The organism is Paenibacillus sp. J22P51, assembly GCF_059692215.1.
In genome coordinates this window covers 378,776-391,323 of record NZ_JCAUAZ010000001.1, presented here as the reverse complement: position 1 = coordinate 391,323, position 12,548 = coordinate 378,776, and the positions used below count along the sequence as shown (strand labels likewise).

The window sequence follows — 12,548 nt, the reverse complement described above, 5'->3', positions numbered from 1 at the left end:
GAAATCCTTAGAAAATAATTTTCGAATTAAGGATAAAAAGATCAGCTTTTTTTATTTATTACAGTAGTACTAATATAGCTTCATAAACCTGATAATTAATATTATTATTAAGCTATATTTTTAATTGAATACATTTGCTTTTACTAACGGCAGGATCGAAAAGAATGAGGTGCATGTAATGCTCAAAACCATTATCGTCGATGATGAAAAGCTTGTTCGAAAAGGAATCATTTCTATTTTTCCATGGGAGCAATATGAAATTGAAATTATAGGCGAAGCGGGGAACGGAGAACTCGCTCTTGAAATGCTGCAGGAACATGCAGTAGATCTTATTTTTGTTGATTTGACAATGCCTATTATGGGTGGTCTTGAATTGATGAAAAAGGTTGGAGAGCGTTTTCCCGATACTTGGATGGTTGTGCTTACCTGCCATCAGGACTTTACCTATATTCAGGAAGCCCTGCGACTTGGTGCCATTGATTATATAATCAAGACACAGCTTGACGATGAAAAGATTGAAGATGCTCTCGAACGAATTACCAGCCGAATCATCAAGGAAAAGTATAGTCGAATTCCCTCGCAAAGCAGCGTAAGTAATGAAAATGAAATTTGCGGTCATGTGCTCGTTGGCGAGGACAAATCCGAACAGTTCCCTTTAGAATGTATAGAACCTGAATTGGTAAACAAGATAGACAACGGTATGTGGTTCATCACTTCCATGAAACATGGCGACGCATTCGTTCAAGCCCAATCTTGTATATCTTGGCAAAATAAATCGATCTGGCTAGATGTTGAGGGAAGAAATCCGCAATCGATTCCATTTTTTTATGATCGACTTCGAGTGATAGTGCCATTAATTCAATTTTATCATTTCGAGCCCGGCCAAAAGATAGGAAAGCTTTCTTTGAACACGATAAATGAGTTTCGTTTGAATTCTGATGAAGAGTTGCGGTTGGTGGAAGATCAGTGGTTCGATATGCGCTGGATTAATGACGATGAACATTTTGACGCTGTGCTCAATAAAATGGTACAAGCTATGTACGAGCCAAATAGAGTACAGAACTTGATGAATAGATTAATGACCCCTTGGCTTGAAATCGTGCAGAACGAACCGTTTCAAAAGCACTTACAAACCAACAATCAATTTATACTTTGGACGGTTTGGGTAGATTGGTTGAAAGAGACTAGAACAGCCATCCGGAATGAAATGAAGCGACATTCGTATGGGGCGGAAATCGTTGTTAACCTGGTGAAAGCGATTCGCCATATCCAAGCTACAGACGACTACTCCTTTAGCCGGGATGAATTGGCAGCCAAGTATTTAATGAGTGGGAGCTACTTCAGTCAAATCTTTAAAGAAACGGTGAGGAAGCCCTATGGAGAATATTTGAAAGAAATACGACTGCGCAAAGCTGTCGATTATTTACTCGAAACGAATCTCCCTATTTATCAAATCGCCGATCAAACCGGTTTTCAGGATGAAAAATATTTCAGTAAAGTATTTCGTCATCAATATGGGATCAATCCAAACGATTATCGTAAACAACGGATCTCAATAAGTGAGGAAAAAGCATGAATCGATTTAGCCTCCTTACGCCTACCTATACCTTAAAATCACGTATGATCATCATCTTATTGTTAAGTACATTGATTCCCTTATTACTATTAGGTGCAGTTTCCGTTGTCTCCTTTAAAAAAAGTACCAACAAAAAAATCGAATCGGGTTTGTTTAATGTGTTGAAGCTGACAAGCTCTAGCCTGCAAAGCACGCTCAACAATATGGATTACGCTTCGTTACAGCTTACGAATGAAGGCAGCGTGGGGCAAAAGTTATTAACTTATTTGTCGATGGACAGCAGTTATCAAAAATTAGAGCTTAGTCAGGCCATACAAAGTAATCTGAACCTGGTAAACTTTACAAACCCTGATCTCGGTGTAATTTTGTACCGCTTGTCCAAAGAGAACGAAATTCCGTTTCAAAATTTGGTGATTCGCCCTGATGCTGATTTCTCGAATCTTCCTTTACTAGCGAAGTGGAAGGGCGGTGTTTTTTCAGGACCGCATCGCACACTTTATCGATATGGGGATAACCAGGTTTTTTCGTTGCTGAGGCCGGTCTATAATCCGAACAATTTTGATGAATCGAATCAAGCCTACATTTATATCGAGACGAATCTGAAATTGTTCGAGAATATTTTGAACAAGCAGCAGTATGGAATGCCCGCATCCAATGTTCTGATCAATGATGAAGGCATAATTGTTTACAGCGATGCAGCGGAATCCTTTAAACCCGGAATGCGTATTGAAGTTGAACAATCAACAGGTACGTTTAAGACCGTCAAAGCTAATACATATATTTTCGGACAACGTAATGAACAAGGCTGGAGTCTGCTCGCGGTCATCAATAAAAAGGATTATGAGAATGAGTTCTATGCATGGCTTGTAAGATTCGCTTTAATCGTGTGCACAAGTTTGTTATTCAGCTTAATGTTTGCTTACCTATTATGGGGTATGGTGTATCGTCCTTTAAAGAGAGTGGGCAAGCAAATCGACCTGCTGGCGGATGAGCGATTCGATTCTACAGTTGCTTATACGAACATCGCTGAATTTGATGCGCTGACGCGCAAATCATTTCAAATGAGAAATCGAATCCAAGAATTGATCACCGACGTTGAACACCGTGAAACGAATAAGCGTAAGCTGGAGGTTGAAAAACTGCTCTACCAGATTAATCCCCATTTCATTCACAATACACTGAATACGATTCAATGGCTGGCCAAAATGAACGGACAAACCGAAATCGACCGGCTTGTTTCCGTTTTCACCCGTGTACTTAATTACAACCTTGGGAAAAAGGGGGAAATCGTGCCGCTCAAGGTTGAACTTGAGGCCTTACAAGACTATGTAACTTTACAGAGGATTCGTTATGATTATGATTTTCAAGTTTTATCTGAGATTGATGAAGGATTGCAGGAAATCGAAATTCCACGATTTATTCTTCAACCCATTGTGGAGAATGCGATTTATCATGGTCTTCATGATGAAAACGGAAAGATCACAGTCAGCATCCGAAGGAACGACGAACATACCATGCACGTTGAGGTTAAGGATAATGGGAGAGGAATGACCACAGAAGAAATTTCAAGAGTGATTATGGAAGAAAAAAATCCATTAAAGGAATCAGGATTAGGCATCGGACTCGACTATGTCAAACGGATGATGCAAACGTATTACGGTGATCATAGTAGTTTTACTATTGAAAGCTCAAAAGGACATGGTACTGTTGTAACATTAACCATGCCACTACGAAAGCCAAAGTATGAAAATGGTCAGAACGAGTAAGAAAACGGTCTAAACGATTCCAGTGTTTTATTGAAAAGACGAATTTCCTCCTGAGAACACCGCAATTCTCTCACGGATCATTTCCGCTTACTGCTATGCTTAAGCTGTAGTTCAGATTTATTCAGGGGGGGCAAAAGTAAATGTCAAAGAGAAGGTCCGTATTAGTCTTGGCTTCATTAATGTTAATTGTTAGCGCTTGCAGCGAGACGAAGAGTGAGGTTGCGCCTTCTAGTTCAGCAGCGCCTAGCAAAGCTTCGACCGCGCCTAGTGGAGCTTCAGCAGGTCCATACGTCAAGTACGATCAGCCTGTTACCCTCAATCTCGCTAAAGCATATGTCACCAAAGATTTAAAGCTTCCTAATGGCGATACAGTAGGAAACAATGAGTATCTTCGTTACGTGGAGAAGAAACTTAATGTTAAGGTGAACTTAGCTTGGCAAGTAGAGACCCCAGAAGCCTATGATCAAAAGATAGGCGTGTCGATCGCAGGCCGTGATTTACCGGACGCATTTCTCGTAAACGAGTCGCAATTGAAGCAGCTTGTAGCGGCCAACCTCATTGAAGATCTTACAAATGTTTATAAAGACAATGCGAATGATTATATCAAAGGGCTATATAAATCCTATGATAACCGCGTTCTGGGACGGGCAACGTTTAATGGAAAGCTAATGGCGCTTCCTAATACTCAGATCGGCCAGCAATTTAACATAACCTGGATCCGCCAAGATTGGTTAGACAAATATGGATTGAAGGCGCCTCAATCGCTCGACGATTTGGTAAATATCGCGAAAACGTTCATTGATAAGAATGCAAGTGGTAAAGGGACAATTGGCTTTACAGGTATTCCGACGCTTGCGGGCTGGAATGCGACACACGGCTTCGACCCAATTTTTGGTGCGATGAATGCTTACAAGGGTCAATGGCTCAAGGATGCTTCCGGCAAGGTCGTATACAGCTCAACATTGCCTGAGATGAAAACGGCGTTAGGCAAGCTGCATGATCTTTATGCTCAGGGCATTATTGACAAGGAATTTGCACTGCGTAAAGATCCGAACGAACTAGTGGCCAACAACAAGGTAGGCATTGTTTTTGGTCCATGGTGGAGCCCGTATTGGCCGCTGCCGGATTCCTTGAAGAATGATCCCTCGGCGGAATGGAAGCCTTTCCTTGCACCGTTTGATGCTAAAGGTAAATTTAACACCCCGGATCAAGATCCAACCAGCAGTTTCCTTGTTGTACGCAAAGGATATGCGCATCCGGAAGCGGTTGTTAGGACGCTGAACGTGGAGTACGACGGAATTAGACAATTCGATCCGGGAGCGAAGGACATTTACAAGGATGTGCAGGGAGTCGGCGCTATGTGGGGATTGTGGCCGTTTACATTGCAAGTCGGTCCTGAAGATACGGTGTACCAATACGCTGCGGATATTACAAAGGCTATAGATTCCAAAAATCCGTCTTCTTTAAATGCGGAATTGAAATCTATGTATGACGATGTGATGAAAAATAAGGAAAACCCCAAAAAGGACCTAAATGTATGGAGTAATGCAATTGCAAGGACAGATGGCTCCATTTTGATGGGCTCCGATAAAATCAACATGGTCCGGAACGTATTTTTCGGAAAAACAAAATCCATGGATCAGAAGTGGGCGACTTTGTTAAAGCTTGAAAATGAAACCTTCCTAAAGATTATTATGGGTGAAGCACCGCTGGATAGCTTTGATTCTTTCGTCTCTCAATGGAACAGTATCGGCGGTAAGGATATCATTAATGAAGTTACACAAGAAATGAACCGCTAATACATGAAAGTCAGGGGAGCGCCAGCCTGCAGCTTGGCGCTTCTCCTATATTCAGAATCGATTGGAGGTTTGGGTATGAGGTCGAGCAAATGGCTCATCACCTATCACTTAATGCTGCTGCCGGGAATGGTCTTCCTCATCCTGTTCAGCCTGATCCCAATGTTTGGGGCTGTCATTGCGTTCCAAAATTTTATTCCAGGCATTCCGATATTCAAGCAAGAGTGGATCGGCCTCGATAATTTCAAGTTCATGCTTCAGATCCCGGACAGCCGAATTGTATTTCTAAACACCATTATTATAGCTTCCATGAAAATAATAGCAGGGCTCATTGTGCCAGTCACCTTCGCGCTGATCTTAAATGAGGTGCGAACTCGATGGTTTAAGCGATGGGTGCAAACGGTGGTATATTTGCCGCATTTTATTTCTTGGGTCATTTTGTCGGGGATTTTGACCACCATGCTTTCCTTGGACGGGATTATTAATCGTATATTTAGTCTGTTTGGTATGGATCCTATTCTTTTTTTGGCCAGCAACAGTTGGTTTCGTTACATTATCGTCGGGAGTGACGTTTGGAAGGAATTTGGCTTCAGCGCTATTGTGTATTTGGCGGCACTAGCGGGAATTAACCCCGCCTTGTATGAAGCGGCGGAAATCGATGGTGCCGGTAGGTTAAGCAAGCTTAGACACATAACGCTTCCTGGTATTATGTCAACGATCATTTTGTTATCTACGCTAAGCTTAGGAAATATCTTAAATGCTGGCTTCGACCAAGTGTTTAACTTATATAATCCGCTAGTGTACAGCTCCGGTGACATTATCGATACCTACGTTTACCGGGTGGGGCTCGTTAATTTCCAGTATGGCTTGGCGACTTCCGTCGGTTTATTGAAATCAGTCGTTGCCATCTTGTTGATCGCACTATCCTATAAGCTGGCGAGCAAATTTGCCAATTATCGAATCTTTTAGGAGGGCGGGGGAGGAAATTTATGGTTCAGTCTAAAACGTGGCTTAGCCGAAGCGCGGATTTAAGTAATTATTTGATATTGATACTCATTTTTTGTATGTCATTATTTCCACTTTGGTATACACTGGCGCTCTCCTTTAGCGATAAATCCGCTGCGAATGCGGGAATCGTGTCCGTATGGCCGGTAGGATTCAATTTGTCTTCTTATCAGATCATCTTGCAAGATCATAAATTTTTTCAAGCTTTTCTTGTGTCAGTGAAGCGAGTTGCGATCGGCGGAGCGATCAACTTTTTATTAACGGTCCTGATGGCGTATCCATTGTCAAAAGAATCGAATAGGTTTCCCGGGCGAAACATGTATATGTGGTTCCTGGTGTTTTGTATGCTTTTTTCAGGCGGACTCATCCCTCTTTATATAACCGTAGCAGAGCTGCATCTGCTGAATTCCATTTGGGCGCTAGTATTACCCGGGGCCGTTCCGATTTTTAACGTCATTCTGATCATGAATTTTTTCAGGAATTTGCCTAAAGAGCTTTCAGAGGCAGCCGTTGTAGATGGAGCAGGACCCATTAATACGCTCTTACGAATTTTTATTCCGATATCGCTTCCTGCCTTGGCAACAGTGACACTTTTCAGCATTGTCGGACACTGGAACTCCTTTTTTGACGGATTGATTTTTATGAATAAGCCGGAAAACTATCCGCTTCAGACGTATATTCAGCAGTTAGTGGTACGGATCGATCCGCAATTGCTAAGCACTTTAACCACCGAGGAATTAATAAAATTATTTAAAGCTTCGGATAAAACGCTCAATTCCGCCAAGCTTATTGTGACGATGCTCCCTTTGTTGGTGATCTATCCATTTTTGCAAAAATATTTTATTCACGGGATCGTGCTCGGTTCTGTAAAAGAATGAAGGAAGGTCAAATTTATGACTACCGTTAAAAAAGTACACGTTATTTTCAAAACGCATTTGGATATCGGGTTTACCGATCTTGCGGCTAATGTCGTTGACAAGTACATGAGTATGTTTATTCCGCAAGCCTTATCATTGTCTGAACAAATGGCACGAGAAGACGGACGGTCGAAATTTATTTGGACAGTTGGGTCTTGGTTGATCGAGGAATATATGCAATCCGCATCGGAAGAGCAGCGGATCCATATGGAGAATGCAATCAGCAGAGGAGAAATTGCCTGGCACGGTCTTCCTTTTACGACCCATACGGAATTGATGGATAAAACACTGCTTGAATATGGCCTGTCGATCTCCAGGAAGTTGGATCAACGATTTGGGAAAAAGACCATTGCCGCGAAAATGACGGATGTCCCTGGACATACGATCGGCATCGTGCCTATATTGGCAAGTTACGGAATTCGTTATTTGCATGTGGGAGTAAATCCTTCCAGCAAGCCTCCGTGCGTCCCGCAAGCGTTTGTTTGGAAGGCAAGCGACGGCTCCGAGCTGATCGTGAACTATGCCGGTGATTATGGTCAAGCTCTGGAAGTGGAGGGACTTGAGGATGTGCTCTATTTTGCCCACACAGGTGATAATAGCGGTCCTTCATCCATAGAAGAAATAGAGAGGCTGTACAGCCGATTGCAAACGGAATACCCAGGTGCGGAAATTGCCGCGTCAACACTGGATGCATTCGCCGAAAAGCTGCTGGCATGCAAGCATGTGCTTCCGGTCGTCAGTGAGGAAATCGGTGATTCGTGGATCCATGGCACGGCTTCCGATCCGCTTAAAGTGGCACGCTATCGGGAACTGCTTAGATTAAGGGATAAATGGGTGGGTTTGGGTTCACTAGATCCAAATGGCGAAAGTTACGGCAAGTTTTGCAATCGTCTCATGTTAATTCCTGAGCATACTTGGGGGTTGGACGAGAAAACCTATTTGGCGGATTACGTAAATTACTCTGCAGCGGACTTTTCGGCGGCAAGATCGAAGGATCAAATTAGGAATGAAGCGATTCAAGGTCCGTATGATGCGTTTAATCAAATTGGGCGAAGGGAGCGCAGCTATCGTCACTTTGAAAGCTCGTGGGAGGAGCAGCGCGCATATCTGGATCAGGCGGTGTCAGCGCTTAGTTCGGAGTTGCAAATCGAAGCAAAGAAAGTGTTAGACAGCCTGAACCCTGTACGTTCGTATCATTCGAATGACGCCGAAACCATTGCAAATCTTGAAATGAACCGATGCTATACTTTGGGAAAATTCCGCGTTAGCTTCGCTTCCGATGGTTCGATCGATCAACTGATTGATATAAATGGGAAAGAATGGGCAAATGATGAAAATAGGTTGGCTATCTACCGATATGAAACGTTTGGTAAAGAAAACTACGACCGCTATTTTAAGGAATATACGATAAACATGAAACAGCATTATTATTGGGCAATTCCCGATCACGGCAAGCCCGGTATTGAATATGCAGAGCCTGTTCCAGAACATAAGCAGTACTGTCCGATTCTAAGAAGCCTTCAATTGGAAAGGCAAGCGGACGCCGACAAAGTTTGGGCTCAATTGGTGATGCCTTCCGATGCTTGCAAGCATTATGGGGCACCACATCAGCTGGAGATCGTATACACGTTCCATCATAACGATTTTAACATCGATGTCGAGTTGAACTGGATGGATAAACCGGCATGCCGTTTGCCGGAAGCAAGCTGGTTCTCGTTTGTCCCTTGCGTTGATAGTACGAACATCTGGACGATGGATAAACTGGGTACACGGATTTCGCCGTTATCGGTAGTAAAGAGCGGCAACCGGAATATGCATGCTGTGAATACAGGACTTTATTATGAGGGCGCGGATGGGAGCCTCATAATCGAGACGTTGGATGCTCCTATCGTATGTCCAGGTGAAAGAAGATTGCTTCAATTCAACAATACGTTCGCTCCTCTTGAAGGTGGATTTCATTTTAATTTGCATAACAACGTATGGGGAACCAATTTTCGCATGTGGTTCGAGGAAGATATGAAATACCGCTTCCGATTACGGTTCAAGTCTCGCTAATGAAGAGCTAACATGCAACAAGCCGACTTGTTACCGTGGCTCCAAAAGAAAACAGTATCACAATCCCTAAGGTTGTGATACTGTTTTCGCTCTTTACTACTTTTGAATGCAGCCTAAACTGGCGCCTTTGGCAAAAAATCGCATGATGTTTTTTTCAACCGTTGGATCCGGTATTAATGCCGGTGCTTGGTGCGGTTTAATTCGCGCATCAAGCACAACATTATCGCAAGCCCAATGCTTATTCACATAAAAACTGTTCACGCCATATATATCATGGGAAGGATTGCTACGTGTGAATGTAGCCCAAACAAAGTTGTTAATGGTCTCACTCATAAAATGGCTGTCATCGCATACGATGATCAATGGACAAGCAGGTAGTGGGCCCTTTGCTCCAATAGCCTCGCATAAATCTTTCATCTCAACATGTGTATCGCCGTAACTTTTAAATTCAGAAAGTTGAATCGCGACGATTCCCGGCATTACCAAACGCGCATGTTGGACCCCCGGTATTTCATTGAAAACGCCAGGAACCTCTAGGCATAAATCCCTTTTTTTATCTCCAACTGCTGCGAATACAACCTTACTGCCGCTATTCAAACCTGTACCAGAGTAATCTAGGGTATCGATAGTCGTATTGGTATAAAAATGAAGGTCCCGATGAAGGTCTATTCGAGCCAAAATGTAAGTTAAGAAATGCTCTACATCATGAGAATCCAAAGGCTGGCTATCTTCTGCTGTGATGAATAAATACTTAGCTAAGCTAACTTGTCCCGTCCCTAAAATTCGATTAGCTATCGTGAGTAGCTCTGCCGGCTGCTTGACTTGTTGATAGGGCGTGTAACGTTCGCTGCCAATCGCAAAGAGCAAGGGGTGTACGCCCGCAGCATCTACGGCATGAACTTCTTTAACACCTGGAATTTCTTGCTTGATTGCATCGCCTGTGAGTTCATGAATTAATGCCCCGAACGCCGTATCCTCTTGAGGGGGCCTGCCCACGACAGTAAATGGAAAGATCGCATTCTTCTTGGCATATACTTTGTGGACTCTCATGAGAGGAAAAGGATGCGTAAGGCTGTAGTAGCCCAAATGATCGCCGAAAGGGCCCTCCGGCTTGGTTTCACCAGGATATATTTCTCCTGTGATAACAAAATCAGCATCATGACTAATACAATGGCCATCAATATAGCTGTAGCGGAAGCGGCGCCCTGAGAGCAAGCCCGCAAAGGTAATCTCACTCATGCCTTCCGGCAAGGGCATAACCGCTGATAACGTATGCGCCGGAGGCCCGCCAATAAAACAGCTTACTTTTAAAGGGGCTCCTTGCTTAGTTGCCTTTGCCTGGTGGACTCCGATGCCGCGATGAATCTGATAATGCAAGCCGACCTCTTTATTTAATTCATACTCGTTCCCGCTCAGTTGAATCCGATACATCCCCAGATTGGAATTCATAATTCCTGGTTTCTCCGGATCTTCCGAATACACTTGAGGCAGGGTGACGAATGCACCGCCATCCTCTGGCCAGTGCTTGATGAGTGGGAGGTCAGCAATGCTGATTTCCTCAAAAGCAGCCGGCAGACCACCGGTTATTTTGATCGGCAGTGCTTTCCAGGCAGCAAGCCCCGTACCGATATGTTTAAGTGGGCTTTTCATTGCCTTCATGGGATCACTTCGCAAAGAGATTACGTTTTTCACGCTATCCCAAGTATCTCGAAATATAAATTTGCTGCGCTCTACTGTACCGAAAAGGTTGGATACCGCCCGAAACTTCGAACCTTTAACATTCTCGAATAATAAGGCCCGGCCACCGGCTTCATGAACTTTCATATGAATGGCTGCCATTTCAAGCTCAGGATCAACTTCTTCATGAATGCGAACCAAATGTCCGTTCTTTTCTAAATCAACTAAGCATTCTTCTAAATTTCGATAGATCATTATTTTGCTCCAATCGGATAGCTATTCCCCAAAAGGTCTATGTAATATTGTCATTCTACAACAATTGCCAAAAATAAAAAACTCCTCACATCGATGGCATCCTTTTTTTCTGTAAAATTTCCTCAATGGAATAGAAAAAGCACACCAATTGTAGTAGGCGTGCTCACTATTGGTAATAAATTTAATTACTTACTGAGTAGGATTTAACTCAAGCTTAAAGGACCAGAACCGAAATAGAGAATCATTAATGATGCACCCATAAGAGAAAGGTTCTTAAAAAAATGAACTGACTGAATTTGTTTTTGATCATTTGGCAATCCCCAAAAACGGTGGACGATAAAAGTTGTCGGTATTAGAAAAATAATGAGAAGAATTGCACCGATTTTTGAATAAAAGCCAAGTGCAACACTCAAACCGCCAACAAGAGCAAAGAGACTCATAGCAGCAGCTGACAATTGGGGAAAAGGAGCTTTGGTTTTCTTCGCCATCTCTACTGTGTGAGTAAAACCTTTAATATGATTAAATCCTGCAGATATAAAAATAATTGAAAATAATATTCTTCCAATTAAAATTACAAAATCCATAACTATCATCCTTTCGTGTTTCCCTCATGTTTAGTTTATTACAGCAGTTTCTATCGCTTCCTTCATAATAAATCTAACTCCTGTTGCATATGGAACAGTAGTTGTATAAATTAGATTATAGACATTACTTCACCGCCACTCAACCAACATAATCTTAATATTGTTGTATAAGCCACATTTTATCTAAACTGTCTAAAAATTTTTTCTGGAATGGAGTTATCTTTGATGGAGGGCAATAAAGACCTACGTATAATTCGAACAAGGAAATTCATTGTTGATTCCTTTTTACAACTTTTGATGAAAAAGGGTTTCAACAGTATCAAAATCAGTGATATTACATCACAAGCTATGATTAATCGGGCAACCTTTTATCACCATTTCGTTGATAAATATGATTTGCTTGAAAAAGTGGTTAAAGAAGAATTATTGGTGAATGTTCTTCAGGAAATTTCAAATAATGAAGAGTTTAATGAAGAAATGCTTAAAAGTGTATTTTTATCCATAACTAAATTTCACTTGAGTTTATCTGAACGCTGTCAGCGGAGTTACGATGATATGAGTGTGAATGTAGAAGCCATAATAAAAAAAGAACTTGAACATATTATTTATCAATTACTGTTAAAAAAGGATCAGGGTGAAGATAACGAAAAGCTAAGAATTGTCGCAACCATGCTAAGTTGGATGATTTACGCAGCTGCAGTTGATTGGAAGCAGAACAGCAGTAAATCACCAGAGGATTATTTTGATTATGCAATCTTGTCTATTAGGCAATTATTAGGGAATGGAACAGCTTATCATTCGAATGCAAATGAAAAAAAAGGGCAGTTTGCTTAATGCAGCTGCCCTTTTTTAATACTATCTCCGAAGTCTGCTTCGTTACAGCACCGTGCATAGTCATTCCATTTGCTGGAAACAAT

Annotated in this window: 9 protein-coding genes; 7 read left to right on the top strand and 2 right to left on the bottom strand. The window is 42.2% G+C overall.

The genetic code is table 11. The features are described 5' to 3' along the window. The first annotated feature begins 178 nt into the window (after positions 1-178). From AC58QC_RS01325 to AC58QC_RS01300, 6 genes are all read left to right on the top strand, one after another. Positions 179-1,576 (top strand): response regulator transcription factor, encoded by a 1,398-nt coding sequence (locus AC58QC_RS01325; protein ID WP_497413409.1) that lies wholly within the window; start codon positions 179-181, stop codon positions 1,574-1,576. Then, positions 1,573-3,342, top strand: a complete 1,770-nt coding sequence (locus tag AC58QC_RS01320; protein WP_497413408.1) for a sensor histidine kinase — start codon at positions 1,573-1,575, stop codon at positions 3,340-3,342. The genes AC58QC_RS01325 and AC58QC_RS01320 overlap by 4 nt, the downstream gene beginning before the upstream one ends. A gap of 140 nt (positions 3,343-3,482) precedes the next feature. Then, the gene (locus AC58QC_RS01315) at positions 3,483-5,141 is read left to right on the top strand and encodes a type 2 periplasmic-binding domain-containing protein (RefSeq protein WP_497413407.1); all 1,659 of its coding nucleotides are present in this window, start codon (positions 3,483-3,485) and stop codon (positions 5,139-5,141) included. A gap of 75 nt (positions 5,142-5,216) precedes the next feature. After that, entirely contained in the window at positions 5,217-6,107 is an 891-nt protein-coding gene (locus tag AC58QC_RS01310; protein WP_497413406.1) for an ABC transporter permease, read from the top strand. A 20-nt stretch (positions 6,108-6,127) separates the two neighbouring features. After that, on the top strand, positions 6,128-7,021 hold the full coding sequence (locus AC58QC_RS01305; protein ID WP_497413405.1) for a carbohydrate ABC transporter permease: 894 nt from the start codon (positions 6,128-6,130) through the stop codon (positions 7,019-7,021). 15 nt (positions 7,022-7,036) lie between these two features. Beyond that, a complete protein-coding gene (locus AC58QC_RS01300) occupies positions 7,037-9,115 on the top strand; it encodes a DUF5054 domain-containing protein (protein ID WP_497413404.1) in 2,079 nt (692 codons plus the stop codon). A 96-nt stretch (positions 9,116-9,211) separates the two neighbouring features. On the opposite strand, the gene AC58QC_RS01295 is transcribed toward AC58QC_RS01300, so the two are convergent. Both AC58QC_RS01295 and AC58QC_RS01290 read right to left on the bottom strand, forming a co-directional pair. Beyond that, the gene (locus tag AC58QC_RS01295; protein WP_497413403.1) at positions 9,212-11,047 is read right to left on the bottom strand and encodes a UbiD family decarboxylase; all 1,836 of its coding nucleotides are present in this window, start codon (positions 11,045-11,047) and stop codon (positions 9,212-9,214) included. Positions 11,048-11,250: 203 nt separating this feature from the next. Then, positions 11,251-11,631, bottom strand: a complete 381-nt coding sequence (locus tag AC58QC_RS01290) for a DoxX family protein (protein WP_497413402.1) — start codon at positions 11,629-11,631, stop codon at positions 11,251-11,253. A gap of 225 nt (positions 11,632-11,856) precedes the next feature. On the opposite strand from AC58QC_RS01290, the gene AC58QC_RS01285 reads away from it, so the two are divergent. Then, positions 11,857-12,465 (top strand): TetR/AcrR family transcriptional regulator, encoded by a 609-nt coding sequence (locus tag AC58QC_RS01285; RefSeq protein ID WP_497413401.1) that lies wholly within the window; start codon positions 11,857-11,859, stop codon positions 12,463-12,465. Positions 12,466-12,548: the final 83 nt, after the last annotated feature.